At 61.2% G+C, this 20,450-nt stretch carries 15 protein-coding genes; 4 read left to right on the top strand and 11 right to left on the bottom strand.

Annotated features, from left to right (window positions below):
• Positions 1-140: 140 nt before the first annotated feature.
• Positions 141-1,607 carry a MocR-like pyridoxine biosynthesis transcription factor PdxR gene (gene pdxR, locus KCG39_RS25845; protein ID WP_049113177.1) on the top strand — a complete coding sequence of 489 codons (1,467 nt, stop codon included), beginning with the start codon at positions 141-143 and terminating at the stop codon, positions 1,605-1,607.
• Between the two features lie 31 nt (positions 1,608-1,638).
• Here the strand turns inward: pdxR and KCG39_RS25840 are convergent, their stop codons facing one another.
• Together KCG39_RS25840 and KCG39_RS25835 are read right to left on the bottom strand one after the other, a co-directional pair.
• A complete protein-coding gene (locus KCG39_RS25840; RefSeq protein ID WP_004130257.1) occupies positions 1,639-2,286 on the bottom strand; it encodes a LysE family translocator in 648 nt (215 codons plus the stop codon).
• A 275-nt stretch (positions 2,287-2,561) separates the two neighbouring features.
• Positions 2,562-3,896 carry an aminotransferase-like domain-containing protein gene (locus KCG39_RS25835; RefSeq protein ID WP_049113176.1) on the bottom strand — a complete coding sequence of 445 codons (1,335 nt, stop codon included), beginning with the start codon at positions 3,894-3,896 and terminating at the stop codon, positions 2,562-2,564.
• Between the two features lie 108 nt (positions 3,897-4,004).
• Between KCG39_RS25835 and KCG39_RS25830 the strand changes: the two genes are divergently transcribed.
• Complete coding sequence (locus tag KCG39_RS25830) at positions 4,005-4,895, top strand: DMT family transporter (protein ID WP_123828357.1); 891 nt, start codon at positions 4,005-4,007, stop codon at positions 4,893-4,895.
• Positions 4,896-5,517: 622 nt separating this feature from the next.
• Here the strand turns inward: KCG39_RS25830 and KCG39_RS25825 are convergent.
• Genes KCG39_RS25825 through KCG39_RS25795 form a run of 7 tightly spaced genes read right to left on the bottom strand, consistent with a single transcriptional unit; the run spans position 5,518 to position 13,558 of the window.
• On the bottom strand, positions 5,518-6,786 hold the full coding sequence (locus tag KCG39_RS25825) for a Zn-dependent hydrolase (protein ID WP_142467826.1): 1,269 nt from the start codon (positions 6,784-6,786) through the stop codon (positions 5,518-5,520).
• A complete protein-coding gene (locus KCG39_RS25820; protein WP_211811498.1) occupies positions 6,776-7,960 on the bottom strand; it encodes an amidase in 1,185 nt (394 codons plus the stop codon). Before KCG39_RS25820 ends, KCG39_RS25825 begins: the two co-directional genes overlap by 11 nt.
• A gap of 18 nt (positions 7,961-7,978) precedes the next feature.
• Positions 7,979-8,989, bottom strand: a complete 1,011-nt coding sequence (locus KCG39_RS25815; RefSeq protein ID WP_142467828.1) for an ABC transporter ATP-binding protein — start codon at positions 8,987-8,989, stop codon at positions 7,979-7,981.
• Entirely contained in the window at positions 8,979-10,022 is a 1,044-nt protein-coding gene (locus KCG39_RS25810) for an ABC transporter ATP-binding protein (RefSeq protein ID WP_004130245.1), read from the bottom strand. The genes KCG39_RS25815 and KCG39_RS25810 overlap by 11 nt, the downstream gene beginning before the upstream one ends.
• 3 nt (positions 10,023-10,025) lie before the next feature.
• Entirely contained in the window at positions 10,026-10,919 is an 894-nt protein-coding gene (locus KCG39_RS25805; RefSeq protein ID WP_004130242.1) for an ABC transporter permease, read from the bottom strand.
• A gap of 2 nt (positions 10,920-10,921) precedes the next feature.
• The gene (locus KCG39_RS25800) at positions 10,922-11,875 is read right to left on the bottom strand and encodes an ABC transporter permease (protein ID WP_142467829.1); all 954 of its coding nucleotides are present in this window, start codon (positions 11,873-11,875) and stop codon (positions 10,922-10,924) included.
• Positions 11,876-11,893: 18 nt separating this feature from the next.
• Positions 11,894-13,558 (bottom strand): ABC transporter substrate-binding protein, encoded by a 1,665-nt coding sequence (locus KCG39_RS25795; protein WP_004130238.1) that lies wholly within the window; start codon positions 13,556-13,558, stop codon positions 11,894-11,896.
• A gap of 325 nt (positions 13,559-13,883) precedes the next feature.
• On the opposite strand from KCG39_RS25795, the gene KCG39_RS25790 reads away from it, so the two are divergent.
• Both KCG39_RS25790 and KCG39_RS25785 read left to right on the top strand, forming a co-directional pair.
• Positions 13,884-14,999, top strand: a complete 1,116-nt coding sequence (locus KCG39_RS25790) for a YbdK family carboxylate-amine ligase (protein ID WP_004130236.1) — start codon at positions 13,884-13,886, stop codon at positions 14,997-14,999.
• 52 nt (positions 15,000-15,051) lie between these two features.
• A complete protein-coding gene (locus tag KCG39_RS25785) occupies positions 15,052-15,771 on the top strand; it encodes a phosphodiester glycosidase family protein (protein ID WP_004130234.1) in 720 nt (239 codons plus the stop codon).
• Between the two features lie 469 nt (positions 15,772-16,240).
• On the opposite strand, the gene KCG39_RS25780 is transcribed toward KCG39_RS25785, so the two are convergent.
• Together KCG39_RS25780 and KCG39_RS25775 are read right to left on the bottom strand one after the other, a co-directional pair.
• Positions 16,241-19,333, bottom strand: a complete 3,093-nt coding sequence (locus tag KCG39_RS25780) for an efflux RND transporter permease subunit (RefSeq protein ID WP_142467830.1) — start codon at positions 19,331-19,333, stop codon at positions 16,241-16,243.
• A gap of 10 nt (positions 19,334-19,343) precedes the next feature.
• Complete coding sequence (locus KCG39_RS25775) at positions 19,344-20,432, bottom strand: efflux RND transporter periplasmic adaptor subunit (RefSeq protein ID WP_142467831.1); 1,089 nt, start codon at positions 20,430-20,432, stop codon at positions 19,344-19,346.
• Positions 20,433-20,450 lie beyond the last annotated feature (18 nt).

Here is a 20,450-nt window from a genome sequence, read left to right as displayed (position 1 = left end):
ATGGGGTCGGTTCTCACTGTAGGGACGGTTTTTAATTTCCAGATAGAGCCAGATTCACCGCGCGGATGTGTCAGTCATTCTCAGGGTGGTATGGAATTTGCTGCAGTTCCTGTACTGAGCGTTTGAGTAAGGAGCCTGGCATGATCCGACACCTGTTACACGTTGATTTCGACCCGCGCCGCGGTTTGCAGGAGCAGGTGCGCGAGACGCTGATTAACGCCATTCTGGGCGGCATTTTTTCCGCCGACACGCCGCTCCCCTCCTGCCGCCAGCTGGCCAGCCAGCTGCGGGTCTCGCGTAACACCACGGCGCTGGTTTTTGAGGGCCTGGTTAACGAAGGTTATCTGCTGAGCCGTCCGCGCAGCGGTTACTACCTGCACCCGGATTATCAGCACGCCAACCCCGCCGCCGCGCCAGAAACTGCACCCCAGGATGAGCGTTCTGCACCACGCTGGGGCACGCGGCTGCAAATCACGCCCAGCCAGCAGGAGTCGATTCTGAAACCGGCCGGCTGGATGAACTACCGCTATCCGTTTATCTACGGTCAGCCGGATACCCGCCAGTTTCCGCTGGCGACCTGGCGTTCGGCGGCGAACTGGCTGCACGGCGGCGTGCGCGACCCGGCGTGGGTGGTGGATCATATCGATCAGGACGTGCCGATGCTGATTGAGCAGATCCGCACCCGGGTACTGCCCAAGCGCGGCATTGTTGCCGCGCCGGACGAGATTCTGATTACCCTCGGTTCGCAAAACGCGCTTTACCTGCTGACGCGCCTGCTGATGTCATCCAGCACGCGCGTTGGCGTGGAGAATCCCTGTTTTCGCGAGGCTATTAACACCTTTCTGCTCGCCGATACCGATATCGTGCCGCATCCGGTGGATGAACAGGGGATCGTCCTGAATGACGCCTCCTGCGATTACTACTACGTGACGCCCGGACACCAGGTGCCAACCGGGGTGGCGATGAGTAAGGCGCGGCGCAGCCAGCTGCTGGAGCATGCCGCTCGCCATGACGCGGTGATTATTGAGGACGATTACGACTCTGAAAGTAACTTTATGCTCAACCCGCTGCCGGCGCTGAAGGCCAGCGATCGCTGCGGTAGAGTCATCTACGTGAGCAGCCTGTCAAAAGCGCTATCGCCAGGCCTGCGGCTGGGCTTTATGGTCGCTGACCCGGATCTGATTGATGAAGCCCGAGCGTTGCGCCGGCTGGTGTACCGTCATCCGCCGACCAATATTCAGTATCAGATGGCCCATTTCCTCGCCCAGGGCCACTATGAAACCCACCTGCGGCGCTACCATTACGACTCGGCCCAGCGCTGGGACCGGCTCAACAACGCGCTGCAGCAGCATCTGCCGGAGTGCCAAATCATCCCCGGCAGCGAACACGCCAACGCGTTCTGGCTGGCCACGCCGGAGCAAATCAACACCCAGCAGCTGACCTGGCGCGCCGCCCACGCCGGGGTACTGATTGAGCCCGGCGCGCGGCATTTTCTCAGCGACGCGCCGCCGGCTAACTTCTTTCGGATGGGGTTTCACGCCATTAATCCTGACGCTATCGAACAAGGCGTGGAGGTGCTGCGTGGTCAGCTGGCGCAGATGGGGTGAACGCAAGGCCCCTTGCCTTAACGCGGCGCCCTCACGATGATAGCGACAAATAAGGATGAACGGCGGATACAATGAGACCGACGGCAAAACACATAAAGACGATGCCACCAGTTTTATTCAGCTTAACGAAGGCATTTCCGGACGACATTTTCGTTTTTACGCTGTGTGCGAAAAGGCCGTAGAGTGAATGAATGACAACCACCAGAATACAGAAGGTTATCGACAGCACGCTGAACTGCGGAATAAAGGGCTGCTGCGGATGAATAAACTGGGGGAACAGCGCCATAAAAAACACAATGGGTTTGGGATTGAACAACGACACCAGTACTCCCTGACGAAACCGCTGACTGGCGGAAGGCATCGTTAAATCGGAAGAAGAGAGAGGTTGATTCAGCGCGCGGGGCACCGAGCGAAAGAGCTTTACACCCAGATAGATCAAATAGGCCGCCCCAACCCCCTTGACTATCAACAACGTCAGTTGAGAGGTAGTAATAATCACGCCAACGCTGCTGGCAGCAATAATCGATATGACGCCCATCCCCACCGCCACCCCAATAATCCCCGCCATCGCATTACGCAGATTATAATTCAGCGTGTTAGTCAGCGTCAGGAGTACACCGGGGCCGGGACTGGCAATGGTCAGGCTGGCGATCAGTATATAAAGGTAGAGCTGCTGCATTGAAAAAGGATCCTGTACAGAACAGGGCGCGGCTCCGCCCCTGAAATGATTAACAACGTCGTATCTTCAGGACGTGCACTTGCTCAGCGTCAACAGCACAACCGTACTTGATGTTTTATGTACACTACCGTAACAATTTTAAATTGTCATCAAATTTAAAATTAACCTTACAAATCATAATAATAAAAAACAAACATTTATTTAAACACTATTAAGCCGCCATTTACCCCATAAAAAGTGACTAACTAGTCACCTCATCGCTCGTCGTCGAAACGCTAGCGATATTGCTCATACTCCACGGCTTCGCGAACCTGGACCAGCGCCGCGCGCAGGCTATCCAGGGGAACCGAACCCAGGGCGATGCGGAGCGCCTGCGGCACGTTCGCGGCAGCGCAAAATGGTTCGGCGGTCGACACGGAAATGTGGCGATCCATCAGCATTTTCACCAGCCGATCGGCCCGGCTCTCCTCGCCCAGAGGCAGCCAGAGGAAGTACGAACTCGGATGGCTCACAACGGGAAGCGCGCCGAGCGCCTCACGCGCGAGCGACTGCCGCAGCCGCGCATCCCGTCGCTTCTGCGCCGCAAAACGCGCAACCGTCCCATCGTCAATCCAGGCGCAGATCAGTGAACTCATCAACGAAGGCGTATTCCAGGTCGTCGCCCGTATAGCACGCTCAATCGCTTGCCGATAGTAGGGTGGACAAATTACCGCCCCCACGCGTAGCCCGGTGGCAACGTTTTTCGAAAAACCGGCGATATAAACCGTTCTTTCCGGCGCATAGCTGGCCAGCGGCGGCGGCGGATTGCCGACCAGCCAGGCGTATGCGGTATCTTCAATAATCAGCAGGTCATGCAGGCGCGCGAGGTCCGTCAGCGCCTGCCGCTGGCGAGAAGTGAGCACCCAGCCGAGCGGATTGTGCAGCGTCGGCATGGTATAAACCGCCCGTATCCGCCGCTGCCGGCACAGCTGGTGAAGCGCTTGCAGATCCGGCCCCTCTGCGCGACAGGGGATCGCCACCAGTTCCAGATGATAAAGCGCGGCCAGGGCCTTAAAGCCCGAATAGGTCAGCGCATCAACCGCCACCACATCGCCGGGGCGCAGAAGACCCATCACGGTCACCGCCAACCCGTGCTGGGCGCCGCTGACGATCAGCACGTTTTCCGCGTCAGGCGCAAAGCGGTTACCGGTCAAATAGCGGGCGATAGTTTCGCGTTCGGAAAGCCGTCCGGCATGAGGCTGGTAGCGCAGATGAGATTCAATATCCCCCGCCATCGCCAGCCGCCTGAGCGCCTCGCGCAGCGCATCCCCCTGCGCCGGCAGCGAAGGATAGTTGAAGTTGAGATCGACTACATCGCCCGCCACCGCCTGCTGATCGACGCCGTGCCCCGGCGGCAGCGAGATATCCCGTACGAAGGTGCCGCGCCCGGTTTCACCGCTGACCAGCCCCATTGCTTCCAGTTCACGATAAACGCGGGTGGCCGTGGCCAGCGAGATGCGTTCGTCGGCGGCAAGGGTACGATGGGTCGGCAGGCGGGTGCCGGCCGGCAGCTGTCCGCGATGAATCGCCTGCGCGTAGCTGTCGACAATGGTTTTGTATCGGGCTTTCATCGGTGAATGTATCTATGACAATAATTTGATTGTATTAGATTAAGGACACTACCATCGCTTCAGACATTGCTCAAGCGGGCACTGCACAGCCAATATTGCGAGGTTAGCGTGGTAGATTCAGCGGTTCATAACACGGCGCCGGGGCCATGGTCCGGATGGCTTAATGGTTTGCTGGGCGTCATCATTTTTAGCGGTTCGCTGCCCGCGACGCGTCTGGCGGTGCTGGAGATGGACCCTTTTCTGTTGACCTTTCTGCGCGCCTCCATCGCCGGGCTGCTGGCCATCGTGCTGGTTGTCGGCTTTCGCCAACAACGCCCGCGCGTGTCGCAGCTTATGCCGCTGGCGATTGTCTCGTCAGGGGTGGTGATCGGTTTTCCGCTGCTCACGGCGCTGGCGCTGCGGCACGTCACTTCAGCACATTCGATCGTTTTTATCGGGCTTATGCCGCTGACGACGGCCATTTTTGGCGTGCTGCGCGGCGGCGAGCGTCCGCGTCGCGCTTTCTGGATCTTTTCGGTTATTGGCAGCCTGCTGGTGGTGGGATTCGCTCTGACGCAAAACGCGGCGGCGTCGCTCAGCGGCGATCTGCTGATGCTGGCGGCAGTGATCGTCTGCGGCCTGGGCTATGCGGAGGGCGCGAAGCTGACCCGGGAGCTCGGCGGCTGGCAGGTGATTAGCTGGGCGCTGATTATCGCCTTGCCTTTTATGCTGGTTGCCTCGTGGATAACCCAGCCAGCATCATGGAGCGCCCTGTCGGTATCGACCTGGGCCGCGCTCGGCTACGTGTCGGTTTTTAGTATGCTTATTGGCTTTATCTTTTGGTATAAAGGGCTGGCCGCTGGCGGTATCGCCGCCGTCAGCCAGCTCCAGCTCTTACAGCCGTTCTTCGGGCTTGGCCTGGCGGCGGCGCTGCTGCACGAAACCGTCAGCCCAGTGATGCTGGCCGCGACGCTGGGCGTGATTCTGTGCGTTATCGGTTCGCGCAAATTTGGCCGCTAGCCTGTGTTGCTTTGTAGCCCGGAAATCCCGGGTCGCGGCGTAAACGCCTTACCCGGGCTACCGCCCCGCAGATGGCTGGAAACCCGTAGCCCTTGTAGCCCGGACAGGCGCGCAGCGCCGCCTCCGGGACGGTGTTGAGGGATTCCGTTCACTATTATTCCGCAGAAAATGTCTCACCGTGGTAGGTGAACGGGTAAAGGGGGAGAAAACCGTCTCCCCCTTTACAATCCCCGCGGTCCCGCAAAGAAATCGGTGCTGCGCACTGCGCTCACCTCCCGGACCTCAGCCTGCGGTCGGCTCAACTCGACATCCCTGTCTCGATTCGCTTCTGTCCGCCATCCCTGGCGGCCAGCCCTTGTCTTCGGACCTCCGGTTCGCCGATTTCAGCGGGGGCCAGGGCATCGCTGCATATCACGTTGTTTCAGAGATATATCCGCTGCTGCATGAAAATCTCCCGGAGGCGGCGCTGCGCGCCTGTCCGGGCTACCCAAACTGCCTCCCTCAGGCACCGGGCCCGGAAATCCCGGGGCGCGGCGTAAACGCCTTACCCGGGCTACCGCCCCGCAGACGGCTGGAAACTCGTAGCCCCGGTAAGCGCAGCGCGACCGGGGAGGACGGTCGTTTATACTACCCGCGCGTACTGCAGCATCACCTGCAGCAGCACGTTCGCGCCGGCCTCAACGTGCTCCGGCGACGCGTACTCGATTTCGTTGTGGCTGATCCCATCCTTGCAGGGGATAAAAATCATCCCGGTTGGCGCCAGGTAGCTCATATATACCGCGTCGTGTCCGGCGCCGGAGACAATCTCCCGCGCGGGATAGCCCAGACGCTGCGCGGCGTCGGCAATCGCCGCCTGACAATCCGGGTGGAACGGCGCGGCCGGATAGTGGCTCACCTCTTTCAGCGCTACCTTCAGGCCGCTCTCCCGTTCAACGTCGGCGATAAACGCCCGCAGCTGACGGTCCATCTCATCCACCAGCGCATCGCTGAGATTGCGCATATCAATCGAAAACGTCACCTCCCCCGGCACCACGTTACGGCTGTTTGGATAGACCTGCACCCTCCCTACCGTACCGCGCCCTTCCTCGCTGCGCCCGGCGATCGCCACAACCTCCTGCATAATACGCGTCGCCACCTGCAGCGCATCCTGGCGCAGGCGCATCGGCGTCGGTCCGGCATGGGATTCCTGGCCGGTCACCACGCAGTCATACCAGCGGATCCCCAGCACGCCCTGCACGATACCGATAATTTTCTCTTCATCCTCCAGAATCGGCCCCTGTTCAATATGCGCTTCGAAGTAGGCGCCAATCGGATGATCGCCCGGCGTCTGGCTGCCGATATAGCCGATGCGCGCCAGCTCCTCGCCCACGGTTTTACCGTCCGCATCCTGCGCGGCATAGATGGTTTCCAGCGGGAAAACCCCGGCAAATACCCCGGAACCCATCATCACCGGCACAAAGCGCGATCCCTCTTCGTTGGTCCAGAACACCACTTCAATCGGCGCTTCGGTTTCGATATCCCGATCGTTCAGGGAGCGCACTACCTCCAGCGCCGCCAGCACGCCATAGTTACCATCAAATTTGCCGCCGGTCGGCTGGGTATCAATATGGCTGCCGGAGACAATCGGCGGCAGCGCCGGATTACGCCCTTCGCGGCGCATAAAGACGTTGCCGATTTTGTCGACGGTGACGCACATCCCCGCCGCCTGCGCCCAGCTAATCACCAAATCCCGTCCCTGGCGATCAAGATCGGTCAGCGTCAGACGGCAGCAGCCGCCCTTCGGCGTGGCGCCGATTTCCGCCAGCGTCATCAACGAATTCCACAGGCGTTCGCCGTTAATCCGGCAGTCGGTGGTTTCGGTCATCGGGGTAAAAAGGACATCACTGCTCATTTCGGTCTCCTTGCATAAACGCGGCGGCAAGCTCAACCAGTAGACGATCGCTGCCGCGCGGCCCTAAAAATGAGATCCCCAGCGGCAGACCGCCCATCTGGGCGACCGGCAGCGTCACCTGCGGACGTTGGGTCATCACGGAAATTAACAGCAGGTCGTGGGACAGGCGGCGGACCGCCTCTATCTCCTCGGCCTGCGCCGTCAGCAGCGGCGCGCCGTCAGGAACGGTCGGCATCACCAGTACCGCATCGCCCAGCTGCGCGTCCCACCAGGCGGCGAAACGCTCGCGCTGCTGACAGGCGGCGTCAAACTGCGCGCGGGTGACCGCTTTGCCCCAAAAAAAGCGCTCGCGGACGTCCGGCCCTAGCTGCAGGCCGTAGCGCTCAATGGTTTCGCCCTGCGCCTGCCACGCTTCATAGCCCTGTATCTGGCGAAAGGCGAGATAGATATCGTCCACGTCCGGCAGCGGCGCGGTGAGCGGGGTTACCGCGCCGAAAAAGCGCGCCAGCCGTTGGCGAACCGGCTGCAGCGCCTGCTGGCTGCGCAGCGGCAGGCGGGAAAACAGCCCATCATGACAGGCCAGCCGAACACCGCTCAGATCCGCGCGTTCATCGGCAAACAGACAGGCAGAGACGGCGGAAAAGACCTCCGGCGAGCGGGCAAAGAAACCGCAGGTATCCATGGTGGCACACAGCGGCTGGCAGCCGTCGAGGGAAAGACGGCCGTGGGTCGGACGCAGGCCGAACAGTCCGCAGTAGCTCGCCGGCGTCCGAACCGAGCCGCCGGTATCGGTACCGAGGGCAAAGTCGCACACTTCGTTCGATACCGCCGACGCCGAACCGGACGAAGAGCCGCCGGGAATATGATTCGGCGCGGCGCCGTTGCGCGGGGTGCCGTAATGAACGTTGTGCCCGCTCATCGAATACGCCAGCTCGCTGGTATGGGTTTTGCCGATAAAGCGCGCGCCGTTATCTAACAACGTTTGCACCACCGGCGCGGTGCGGTTTTTAATCCCGGATAGCGCCAGCAGATGCGGATTGCCGCCGCCGGTCGGGTAGCCCGCCACGTCGAACAGATCTTTGACCGCAAAGGTTAACCCGCTCAGCGGCCCGCTGAGCGCATGCGCCACCGGATGCGGCGGATAGGGCATAAACGCGCGAAGGTCATCCTGCATCGTGTTTTTCTCCTGGCTTCAGGCGTAAAGCGCCTGGTTTTCAACGGACGAGCTCAGCTCGCGCCAGCGATGGCAGCTCACCACGTGACGCGGCCCGGCCTGTTCGGTGGCCGGCTGGCTTTGCGTACAGGCGGGACGCGCGTGCGGACAGCGTTCGGCAAACGCGCAGCCCGGCGGCAGGCGCGAGAGATCCGGCGGTGAGCCGGGAATGCAGCGCAGCGCATCGCCCTTTTTCAGTCCCTCTTTCGGACGGCTGCCCAGCAGCACCTGGGTGTAAGGATGGCGCGGACGATACAGAATCTCCTCAATCGACGCCTCTTCGACGATGCGCCCGGCGTACATCACCGCCACCCGGTCGGCGATCTCCACCGCCGCGCCGATATCGTGGGTCACAAATATAATCGACAGATCGCGCTGCTTTTGCTGCTCGCGCAGCAGAATCAGGATCTGGATTTGCACCGTGGCATCAAGGGCGGTGGTCGGCTCATCCGCCAACAGCAGCTGCGGGTTACAGGAGAGCGCGAGGGCAATCATCGCCCGTTGGCGCATCCCGCCGGACATCTCGTGCGGGTATGCATCCAGCCGCCGCTCGGGGCTCGGAATACGCACCTGGCGCAGCGCCTCCAGCGCCCGCTCTCGCGCCGCCTGGCGCGACAGGCCTTCATGGCGACGCAACCCTTCGACGATCTGCTGACCCACGGTATAGACCGGGTCGAAGGCCAACAGCGGCTCCTGGAAAATCATCGCGCAGCGCGCGCCGCGGTAGCGCCGCAGCTGCCCGGCATTCATGGTCAGCACCTCGTCCTCACCGACCTTCAGGGTGCCGGAAAGCACGCTGCTTTTCGGCGGATGCAGCCGCATCAGGGCGCGCAGGGTCACGCTTTTCCCGGAGCCAGATTCGCCGATCAGCGCCATGACCTCGCCCTTTTGCACATCAAAGGAGACGCCGTTGACCGCGTTGACCGTCTGGCCGTCGCGGCGAAAATCAACCCGCAGGTCGCGGATATGGACGTAAGCTTCATGCGACATGGCTGACCTCCTGAATGGCGATATTTTGATGCCAGGGTGACGCGGGCTGCGCCATCAGGCAGGCGCTCTGGTGCCCCTCGCCGACGCTTTGCAGCGTCGGCTTCACCTCGGCGCACACCGCTCTGGCGTGCGGGCAGCGGGTATGAAAGCGGCAGCCGGAAGGCGGCGAAATCGGGCTGGGCGGATCGCCGTTCAGCGCAGAGGTTAAGGTGCGATTATGCGGGTCCATCGACGGCATCGAGCTTAACAACGCCCGGGTATAGGGGTGAGCCGAGGCGGTAAACAGCTGCTCCGCCGGGCCAATCTCCACCACCTCGCCGAGATACATCACCAGAATGCGGTCCGACAGCCAGCGCACCACGTGCAGATCGTGGCTGATAAACACATAGGTCAGCGCCAGCGTCCGTTTCAGCTCCTGCAGCAGCTGCAGCACCTGGGCTTCCACCGATTTATCCAACGCCGAGACGGCCTCGTCGAGGATCACCAGTCGGGGCTTCATCGCCAGCGCGCGGGCGATATTCACGCGCTGGCGCTGGCCGCCGGAGAGCGCATGCGGATAACGGTGGGCAAAACGTTCCGGTTCGAGGCCGACGTGCGCCAGCAGATAGCGGGCGTATTCGCTGGCCTCTTTGGCGCTGACGCCGTGTACCCGCTGGCCGAAGGCAATGCTCTCTTCCATGGTCATACGCGGGTTGAGCGAGGCGTAGCTATCCTGGAAGACCATCTGCACCTGGCGGCGATACGCTTTCATCGGCAGGCGCGATGAGCCCACCTCCAGACCATCGAAGATCAGCTCCCCGCTATCCTGTTTGAGCAGTTGCATCAGCAGCCGCGCGGTGGTGGATTTACCGCAGCCCGACTCCCCCACCACGCCGAGGGTTTCGCCTTTGATCACCGAAAAACTGATGTCGTCCACCGCCTGCACCACTTCGCGCGCTTTGCCGCCGCCAGCGGGAAAATGCTTCAGCAGGTTGTTGACCTTCAGCAACGGCTGCGCCGGTCCGCCGAGGTCGATATTGATAAAGGGTTGCATCGCTTACTCCTTAATCGCCATTGCCGCACGCAGGCGGTCCGCGAGGATATTGAACGAAATGGAGGTGATAAAAATCATCAGGCCGGGCAGCGCCGCCACCCACGGCTGGGTATAAATCGCCGTACGCAGGGTGTTCAGCATCAGCCCCCATTCCGGCTCCGGCGGGCGAACCCCAAGGCCGAGAAAAGAGAGCCCGGAGGCGAGGATCATGCACACCGAAATGAGTCCGGTGGAGAAGACGAAAATCGGCCCCAGCACGTTGCCCAGCACCTGCACGCGAATAATGGTGAACGCGCTGGCCCCGGTGGCCCGGGCGGCGTCGATGTAGTCCATATGCCGTACCTGCGCGGTGACGCTTTCGGCGATACGCGCCACTTGCGGCACGAACACCAGGGTCAGCGAGAGCAGCGCGTTACCGATGCCCGCCCCCAGCGCGCCGGAGAGCGCTATCGCCAGCAGCACCGAGGGAAAGGCGTAAAACACGTCCACGGTGCGCATAATCAGGGTATTGGTTCTCCCCCCCGCATAGCCGGCGATAATGCCGATCGCCCCACCGATAAAAAAGGCGAACACCACCGGGACAATCCCCATAAATAGCGATAGTCGGGTGCCAAGAATCAGCCTTGATAGCATGTCGCGCCCGAGCTCATCGGAGCCCAGCGGGAAGCCGTCGGTACCGATCGGCTTGAGGCGTAAAAACATCGACGTCTGATACGGGTCTTTGACGATAAGCCAGGGACCGAACAGCGCCAGCGTCAACAGCACGAGGATGATCGCGCCAACGAATACGCCCCCGGGGTCGCGCAGCAAGCGGCGAAACACGCCGCGCCAGTAGCCTTGTCTGGCCACCGTCGTGGCGGCGACGGCAATGCCTTTGGTCGTCACGGTATCCACCATCGTTAGCTCCTCTTAATTCGCGGGTCGAGACTGGTTTGCAGAATATCCACCAGCAGATTGAGCAGCACAAAGAACAGCGCCAGTACCCAGATGGTGCCCTGCAATAGCGGCAGGTCGCGCTGGAAAATGGCGGTGTTCAGCAGCAGACCGGTGCCGGGCCAGGAGAAAACGGTTTCCACCAGAATCGAGCCGCCCATCAGATAGCCAACCTGCAGTCCCATCACCGCCAGCGCGGTCGGCGCGGCGTTTTTCACCACGTGCAGAAAGATCCGCGACTCGTTGAGCCCCCGGGCGCGCAGGCCGACGATAAACTCCTGGCTGAGAATATCCGCCACCTGCGAGCGAACGGTGCGGGCGATGATGCCGGTCGGGATCACCGACAGCGTGAAGGCTGGCAGCAGCATAAACTGCAGGTGTTCATAGTCCCACTGCCAGCCCACCTCACCGATTGGCCCACCGCCGGTCGCCGGCAGCAGCGCGAATTTGACGCTAAAAACGATGACCAGCAGCATCCCCAGCCAGTAGTGCGGCACGCTGACGCCGAATACCGACAGCACCGAGGCCAGACGGTCAATAATGCTGTTACGAAAGTAACCGGCAACAAAACCAAACAGGCTGCCCAGCACAAATCCGATCGCCGTCGCCAGCAGCGCCAGACGCAGAGAGTAAGTGACCGCCGTCATCACCTCATCGATGACCGGACGCCCGGTAGCGACCGACATCCCCAAATCGCCGTGCAGCGCCCGCCATAGCCAGTGCACAAACTGCAGCGGCAGTGGTTTATCAAAGCCGTAGGCCTGCATTAAGGTCTGACGCAGCGATTCCGAGGCGTCCGGCGGCATCACCGATACCAGCGGGTCGCCCGGCGCTATCTGCACCAGCATAAAACAGATCACCGCCACCCCGAGCATGGTGGGGACGGCCAGCAGGATGCGATATAGCAGCGTATTGATCATCTCTTGCTCCCGTGTCGATTACTCTTTTTTGCTCACCAGACTAAGGTCGATAAACCAGCTTTGCGGCTGTACCACACCGGTGACGGCTGGCGATATCGCCCTTGGTCCGACATCGTGGGCGACGAACAGGAACGGCACCTGATCAACCAGCGCGGCGTGCAGTTCACCGGCGGCTTTATCCATTTCGGCCGGGGTAAACGCGTGCTTTACCGCCGCCGCCAGCTTTTCGGTTTCCGGGGTCGAGAAGTAGCCCCAGTTGGTCGCCACCGGCGGGAAGGCCTTCGCGGTAGAGAAACGGATCATGCCGAAATAGGGATCGTTAACCGCGGCGCTGACGTTGATCGCATCGATCCCTTTCGCGGAGGGATCTTTCGCCCCGAGGCGCCAGTTGGTAAACAGGGTGTTCCATTCGTTGACTTTAATATCGACATTAAAGAAGCAGCTTTTCAGGCTCTGCTGAATGTACTCGTTCATCGGCAGCGGCTGCATCTGCCCGGAGCCAGAGGCCGAGGTGGCGACCGTGACGTGCAGCGGTTTCCCGGCACTATAGCCGGCTTCGGTCATCAGCTTGCGGGCGGTATCCGGGTCATATTTGATCTGGAAGGTGGGTTTACCGCGCCACGGACTGCCAGCCTCGTAGACGCCGGTCGCTTCGGTCATATAGCCGCCGAGATAGCTTTTAAGCTCCGCGCGGTTCAGGCACAGGTTGGCGGCTTTGCGCACGCGAATATCTTTCCACGGCGAGCCCTCTTCAAAGGAGAACTGCCACGGCCACAGGTGCGGCTGGGTGTTGGCGTAGATTTTAAAGCCCTGGGCTTTAATTTGATCAACCGCATCAGGGGCCGGGGCTTCGATCCAGTCCACCTGCTTCGAGAGCAGCGCCGCGGTGCGGGCGTTGGCTTCCGGCAGCGGGATCAGCACCACTTTATCCACCCGCGGAATACGATCTTTGTTCCAGTAGTCGGGATTTTTATCGAGGATCAGCTGCTGGCGGGGAACCAGTTTTTCCATTTTGAACGGACCGCTGCCCACCGCGTGGGCGGCGAATTCGGTCCACGCCTGCTTACTGCGCGCGGCGGTATCGCCGGTGCCGGACGGCACCGCGTCGTACAGCTTCTGCCACGCGGTCGGCGAAACGATAAACAGGTTGGTGAGGTTATACGGCAGCAGCGCGTCCGGTTCGGAGGTGGTCAGCGCCACGGTATGGTCGTCAATTTTTTCCGCGCCGGTGAGGGTCGGCATGCGCGACAGCGTGTTGCCGATTTGGCCGGGCGCGTACTGCGGCGCGGCTTTATTCAGCACCTTATCCACGTTCCAGACGATGGCATCGGCGTTGACCGCAGAACCATCGTGAAATTTAACCCCCGGGCGCAGGGTGAAAATCCAGCGGCTTTGATTTTGCGGGTCAACGTGCCACTCGGTCGCCAGCCCCGGCACCAGGCCGCTGGGTTTCTCTCCCTGCGACAAATCCCATTCAACTAAGGCATCGTAAAGCGGAATGCCGGTAAAGCGGTTGCCCTCAAAACCCTGATCGGGTTGTCCGAGGGTTAACGGGATATCGGCGGCGGTCATGGCGATCCGCAGGGTTGAAGCCTGAGTCGGCACAGAGGCAAACAGCGCCAATGCCCCGCTAACAGCAACGGCGAGATGGCGTTTACGCGAAAGTAATTTTGTCTTCAGCATCACATTGTCCCTGTTAAATAAAAGTCGCTATTTAACAGGCAAGATACATACCAGTTCTGAATGCGCGGAAAATAAGTGTGAAATGGCTTATAAAATAAGAATGACTTATAACATCCATATGATTTTACTCGAAAAAATATAATCACCTTATCTTTTTGCACCACCGGCGGGAATTCTGTTGCAGGATTGCACCAGCCTTACTTTCTTTTTAAAGGGATAATCACGTGGCGTTATTTTCTATAAATTAAATTCATAATGTCCGACAAATCATCAGTTTGAGACGTTGTCTTCTATACTTTCTGATAAAGAGAAAGAGGGAGTCGCCATGCCGTTACCTGATTTTCACCGCTCCGAGCCATTTACCCTCGGTATCGAGCTTGAGCTCCAGGTCGTCAACCCGCCGGGTTTCGATCTGAGCCAGGACTCTTCCGCGCTGATTGACGAGGTGCAGGGCACGCTGAAAGCGGGCGAGGCCAAGCATGACATTACCGAAAGCATGCTGGAGATCGCCACCGGCGTCTGCCGCGATATCCACCAGGCGACGGCGCAGCTGAGCGCGGTTCAGCAGGCGGTGCTTCGTGCCGCCGCCCGCCATCATGTGAAAATCTGCGGCGGTGGAACGCATCCGTTTCAAAGCTGGCAGCGCCAGCAGATCAGCGATAGCCCGCGCTACCGGAAAACCGTCGAGCACTTTGGTTATCTGGCGAAGCAGGCAACGATCTTCGGCCAGCACGTGCACGTGGGGTGTCAAAACGGCGATGATGCCATTTATCTTCTGCACGGCCTGTCGCGCTTCGTACCTCATTTTATCGCGCTGAACGCGGCATCGCCCTGGCTCGACGGGACCGATAGCGGCTTTGCCTGCTCGCGGCTTAATCTTTTCGCCGCCTATCCTGATAACGGCCCGATGCCGTGGGTCAATAACTGGCAGGCTTTTACCGGTCTGTTTCGCCGTCTTAGCTATACCAGCATGATCGATAGCATGAAGGATCTGCACTGGGATATTCGCCCCAGCCCGCGCTTTGGCACTGTCGAAGTCCGGGTGATGGATACGCCGCTGACGATTAGCCAGGCGGTGAATATCGCCGGTTTTATCCAGATCATCGCCTGCTGGCTGCTGACGGAGCGGCCGTTTAAGCATCTGCCCGAGGATTATTTGCTCTACCCCTTCAACCGCTATCAGGCCTGCCGCTATGGGCTCGACGGGATCAATACCGATGTGAACAGCGGCGAACAGCGAACATTGCGTGAAGAGATTTTACAGCTGGCGGATAAGCTGGCGCCCAGCGCCCATAAGCTCAACGCCGGCAGCGCGCTGGAGGCGATGGTGCGCCAGGCGAAGCAGAATCGCAGCGAGCCGCAGCAGATGCGCGAGTTTGTCGCCAATGGCGGCTCGTTGATCGGGCTGGTACAAAAGCACTGCGAAATCTGGACGGCGTAGCGGCGATAAAACGCTATACTGCACGCTCTCTTTGGTAGTCTGGAACCCCGCCGTGCGCTTGTCATCGCTTCTGCCGCTGTTGCTGTTATCTCTGCCCGCCTTTGCCAGCGGGAAGTGCTCGCTGACCGACCCGTCCCTGACGCTGCAAAGCTATACCGTTGATCCGCATCGCGAACGCATCGTGATGTACTGGCAGAATGAGGACGGTAAAGCCTGGGGATCGCTGCGCTCGCTGCTGGGGGATATCAACCGCGACGGGCAGGTACAGATGGCGATGAACGGCGGAATTTATGATAAAGCTTACGCGCCGCTGGGGCTGTATATCGAGAATGGCAGGCAGCTGACCCCACTTAACCGCGCCTCCGGCGGTGGCAACTTTTTTATTCGTCCCGGCGGGGTCTTTTATCTGCGCGGGCAAAACGCGGGGATTGTCAGCATCAATAAATTCAGGCCATCGCCGGCTATCCGCTACGCCGTGCAGTCCGGGCCAATGCTGATTGAAAACGGCAAGATCAACTGGCGGCTGAAGCCGTCCGCCAGCTCGCGCAAGCTGCGTAACGGCGTGGGCATCACCGGCGATGGCAAGGTGGTCTTTATGCTCAGCGCGCGCGAAACCAATTTCTACGATTTCGCCTGCTATGCGCAGTCGAAGCTCAACGTGCGCCAGATGCTCTATCTCGACGGCACCATTTCGAAGATGTACCAGAAAGGCGGCAGCGTGCCGTGGCAGTACCATCCGTTCGTCACCATGATCGCGGTGGAGAGCAGGTAATCGGCAAAACATCGTCTCCGGGGGTGTTTCGCAACCCGGCAATATTCTGCAGCCGATTTCCCCGGTGGCGCTGCGCTTACCGGGGCTACGGGTTTCCAGCCGTCTGCGGAAGAGTAGCCCGGACAGGCGCGACGCGCCGCCTCCGGGAGATTTTCATGCCGCAGCGGATATGTCTCTGAAACAACGTGATATGCAGCGATGCCCTGGCCCCCGCTGAAATCGGCGAACCGCAGGCTGAGGTCCGGGAGGTGAGCGCAGTGCGTAGCACCGATTTCTTTGCGGGACCGCGGGGATTGTAAAGGGGGAGACGGTTTTCTCCCCCTTTACCCGTTCACGTACCACGGTGAGACATTTTCTGCGGAATAATAGTGAACGGAACCCCTACCACACCGTCCCGGAGGCGGCGCTACCGCGCCTGTCCGGGCTACCAAACCCGCAGCACATCTCCAGACACCAAACCCCAGTCCACCTACATCCGGCGGTGGGCCCACTCGCGCAGGCGCTGAAACAGCACGTACAGCGAAGGAATAAACAAAATGCCGATTACCGTCGCCACCAGCATGCCGCTGAACACCGTGGTGCCGATAATTCGCCGACTCTGCGCTCCGGCGCCGGTAGCGAGCATCATCGGCACAATGCCAATAATAAAAGAGACCGCCGTCATCATTACCGCGCGGAAGCGGCGGGTCGCCCCTTCGCGGGCGGCGTCGACGATCGACACCCCCTCTTCGCGCTTCGCCCTGGCAAACTCGACGATCAAAATCGCGTTTTTCGCCGCCAGCGCGATCAGCAGCACCAGGCCTATCTGCACGTACACATCGTTGGCATACCCGGCCCACCAGAGCCACAGCAGCGACCCGCCGATGGCGAACAGCACCGACAGCATCACGCTCGCCGGCAGCGTCCAGCTCTCATATTGGGCGACGAGGAACAGCCACGCCATCGCTACCGCCGCCAGCACAATCCACACCGCCTGGTTACCGGTCTGCTGCTCCTGCCAGGAAATGCCGCTCCAGGCGTAATCATAACCGTGCGGCAGATTCGCTTGTAAAATCTGCTCCATCACCGCCATTGCCGTCCGGCTGCTGACGCCTTCGGCCGCCGACCCGCTCACCGATACCGACGGGAACTGGTTATACTGCTGAATAAACGGCGCGCCCACCGTCGGCGTAATCGTCACCAGATTACTCAGGCGAACCCGCTCGCCGCTGTCGCTGCGCACGTACAGCTCGCTTATCTGCTCTGCTCGCTCGCGCCACTGCATCTCGTTTTGCATCACCACGTGGTAGACACGATTGTTGATGCTGAAATCGCCGGCGCGGGTGCCGCCAAACGCGGTTTGCAGGCTGCTGAAAATCCTCGCCACCGGTACGTTCAGCCGGGCCGCCTGGTCGCGATCGACCGTGAGCGTCAGCTGCGGCACGTTGCTGCTCCAGGTGGTAAATACCCGGCTCAGCTGCGGGTACTGGTTAGCCGTCCGCAGCACCTGATGCGTCACCTGCTCCAGCTCCGCCGGCGATTGTCCGGCCTGGGCCAGAATGCGTAAATTAAACCCGGAGGCGTTGCCCAGCCCCGGCAGCGTCGGCGGCGCAAAAGTCATGATTGTCGCCTCCGGTAACCCCATCAGCTGGCCCTGCACTTTTTCCATCACCGCCTCCAGCGGCGGCCGCTGGTGCCAGTCCTTCAGCATCACCGAGATAAATCCGCCGTTTGAAGCGCTGGTACCGTTGAGAATATTAAAACCGGACACCTGAATCACATCCTCAACCGCCGGATTCAGTTTCAGCAGCTCGCGCGCCTGGGCCATCACCGCTTCGGTACGCTCCAGCGAGGCGGCTTCGGGCAGCTGTACGCTGGCAAAGAAATAACCCTGATCTTCCTGCGGCAGAAACCCCTTCGGCATGGTGGTAAAGCTAAACACCACCACCCCGGCCGCCGCCGCTGTCGCCGCCAGCGCCAGCCAGGGGCGACGATTCATCCTCCCAACCAGACGCCCGTAACCATCGCGCACCCTATCCAGACTGCGGTTAAAACCGCGCCAGATGGCGGCTGGCTGCTGCGGCCGCGGACGCAGCAGCAGCGCGCACAGCGCGGGCGTCAGGGTCAGCGCTACCACGCTCGACAAGGTCACTGCCGTCGATAGGGTCACCGCGAACTGGCGATACAGCTCGCCGACGATCCCCGGCAGCATCGCTACCGGCACAAACACCGCCAGCAGCACCAGGGTGGTGGCGATCACCGGCCCGGCGATTTGCCGCAGCGCCTCGGCGGTTGCCGCGCCGCGCGCCAGTCCCTCCGCCATTTTGGTTTCCACGCTCTCTACCACCACGATGGCGTCATCCACCACCATCGTCAGGGCGAGAATGATTGCGAACAGGCTCAGGGTATTGGCGCTGTAGCCCAGCCCATAGAGCACGGCGAAGGTGCCGATAAGCGATACCGGGATCGCCAGAGCGACTATCAGCGTCGCCCGCCAGCTCTGCAGAAACAGCGAGACCACCACCACCACCGCCAACAGGGTCAGCGCCAGCGACACGCCGATCTCTTTGATCGTCGCCGCAACAAAGCGGGTGGTATCAAACTTCACTTCCCAGGTGAGATCCGCCGGGAAACGCGCGTGCAGCCGGGTCAGCTCAGCGCGTACCGCGCTGGCGACCTGCAGAGCGTTCGCGGTGGGCGTCGGGTAGATGCCGAGATAGGCGGAATCTTTGCCGTTGAGCTGCGCGCCGGAGCTGTAGCTGCGCGCGCCCAGCTCGATGGTCGCCACGTCGGACAGGCGCACCAGCTGGCCGCGGTCGCCGCTGCGAACCACAATCTCCCCGAAGCCGGCGGCGTCGCTCAGTCGCCCGATACCGTTGATGGTCAGCGTCTGCTGCTGGCCGTTAAATACCGGCGGCGTCCCCACCTGCCCCGCCGCGCCCTGCACGTTCTGCTCGCGTAGCGCCTGGGCAACATCGTCGGTTGTGATATTCAGCGCGTTCATGCGGTCGGGGCGCAGCCAGATGCGCATACTGTAGTCGCGCGCGCCGAACATCTGCACTTCCCCGACGCCAGGTAGACGCGCCAGCGCCTCGCGCACCTGAGTGCTGGCGTAGTTGCTGACAAACAACGGCGACAGCGTGCCGAGCGGCGAATAGAGACTCACCCCCATCAGCAGGTTCGTTGCCCGCTTGCGCACCTGCACGCCGTTCTGCTGCACGTCGGCAGGCAGCTGCGCCACCGCCTGCGACACGCGGTTCTGCACGTCGATCGCGGCTAAATCGGCATCGGTACCGGCGGCAAAGGTCAGGCTCAGGCTGTAGGTCCCCTCATCGGAGCTGGTGGACTCCATGTACAGCATATGGTCGACGCCGTTGAGCTGGGTCTCCAGCGGCGCGGCAATGGCTTCCGCCACGTCCGCCGCGCTGGCGCCCGGCCAGCTGGCGCTGACGTTGATGACCGGCGGCGTAATCTGCGGATACTGCTCGACCGGGATCAGCTTCAGCGAGACCGCGCCGACAAAGGTCATCAGCAGTGCAATCACCATCGCAAAGCGCGGACGACGGATAAAAAATGTGAGCATCGCCTCTCCCTTATTCACTCAGCAGCTGAACGGCCGCGCCGTCACGCAGGCGCTGGGCGCCTTCCGTCACTACGCGCTCCCCCGCTTTCAGGCCATCGGCCACCACGAAGCTCTGGCCATGCTGACCGGCGGGGGTCAAGCGGCGCATCGTCACGGTGTTGTCCGCCGTCAGTACCCAGCTGTAAAAGCCCTGCGCATCTTGCCGTAGCGCAGAAGCAGGGATCATCGGGCTCTCCTGAAGCTGCCGCGGGCGGAAGAAAATGGTGACGTTGCCGCCGGGCAGCAGGCGGTGCTGCGGGTTAGCGAATTCAGCGCGCAGCGCCACGCTGGCGGTGCGGCTATCAATACGGTTATCGACGGAGGTCAGAACGCCGTCTTCACGCCGTCCATCGACATCCACCTGCGCCAGCCACGCTTCCTTCAGCGCGGCAATATCCGTGTGCTGCCCCGCTTTGGCGAAAAAGGCGGTTTCATCCAGCGAAAACACCACCCGAATCGGATCGAGCTGGACCACATCGGCCAGTACCCCGCTGGCAGGGTTCACCAGGCTACCGACGTGAAAAGGACTATGGCCGACGCGCCCGGTGACCGGCGAGGTAATGCGGGTGTAGCCGAGCGTAATCTGCTGGGCGGCAATGCGCGCCCGGGCCTGCTCCACGGCGGCGGCGGCGACATCGCGCTGCATCTGCGCGGTATCAAGGTCGTTGCGGCCAATCGCGTGGTTATTGATCAACTGCCGGTAGCGGCTCAGCAGCTGCTGGGCCTGGCGTAGCGACGCCTGGGCGCTCTTCAGTTCAGCCTGGGCCAGCGCCAGTGCGGCTTTAGGCTGGGCGTCATCCAGCGTAAACAGCGGATCGCCCTGGTTGACGTACTGCCCATCCTGGAAGTGGCGCTGCACAATCTTTCCTTCGGTGCGGGCGCGAATATCGACGGAGTGAATGGCCTCAACGCGGCCGGAGATTTGCCGTTCGCCGGCGTGCGGCGCGTGTTCCACGGTGACGACGCGGACCGGAACGGCCGGCGCGGCGGCGGCGGCGGCGGCGAGCGCGTAGCCTGCCAGGCCGCAGGCCAGCAGGGCGGAGCGGATGATCTTGTTCATGGGGAATTCCTTACGACG

This window comes from Klebsiella pasteurii, assembly GCF_018139045.1.
GTDB lineage: Bacteria > Pseudomonadota > Gammaproteobacteria > Enterobacterales > Enterobacteriaceae > Klebsiella > Klebsiella grimontii.
This window is presented reverse-complemented; position numbering and strand designations above follow the sequence as displayed.

Bases quoted from the DNA above. Each gene is read 5' to 3' on its own strand.
- pdxR (WP_049113177.1), top strand. From the start codon at position 141: ATGATCCGACACCTGTTACACGTTGATTTCGACCCGCGCCGCGGTTTG.
- KCG39_RS25840 (WP_004130257.1), bottom strand. From the start codon at position 2,286: ATGCAGCAGCTCTACCTTTATATACTGATCGCCAGCCTGACCATTGCC.
- KCG39_RS25835 (WP_049113176.1), bottom strand. From the start codon at position 3,896: ATGAAAGCCCGATACAAAACCATTGTCGACAGCTACGCGCAGGCGATT.
- KCG39_RS25825 (WP_142467826.1), bottom strand. From the start codon at position 6,786: ATGAGCAGTGATGTCCTTTTTACCCCGATGACCGAAACCACCGACTGC.
- KCG39_RS25820 (WP_211811498.1), bottom strand. From the start codon at position 7,960: ATGCAGGATGACCTTCGCGCGTTTATGCCCTATCCGCCGCATCCGGTG.
- KCG39_RS25815 (WP_142467828.1), bottom strand. From the start codon at position 8,989: ATGTCGCATGAAGCTTACGTCCATATCCGCGACCTGCGGGTTGATTTT.
- KCG39_RS25810 (WP_004130245.1), bottom strand. From the start codon at position 10,022: ATGCAACCCTTTATCAATATCGACCTCGGCGGACCGGCGCAGCCGTTG.
- KCG39_RS25805 (WP_004130242.1), bottom strand. From the start codon at position 10,919: ATGGTGGATACCGTGACGACCAAAGGCATTGCCGTCGCCGCCACGACG.
- KCG39_RS25800 (WP_142467829.1), bottom strand. From the start codon at position 11,875: ATGATCAATACGCTGCTATATCGCATCCTGCTGGCCGTCCCCACCATG.
- KCG39_RS25795 (WP_004130238.1), bottom strand. From the start codon at position 13,558: ATGCTGAAGACAAAATTACTTTCGCGTAAACGCCATCTCGCCGTTGCT.
- KCG39_RS25790 (WP_004130236.1), top strand. From the start codon at position 13,884: ATGCCGTTACCTGATTTTCACCGCTCCGAGCCATTTACCCTCGGTATC.
- KCG39_RS25780 (WP_142467830.1), bottom strand. From the start codon at position 19,333: ATGCTCACATTTTTTATCCGTCGTCCGCGCTTTGCGATGGTGATTGCA.
- KCG39_RS25775 (WP_142467831.1), bottom strand. From the start codon at position 20,432: ATGAACAAGATCATCCGCTCCGCCCTGCTGGCCTGCGGCCTGGCAGGC.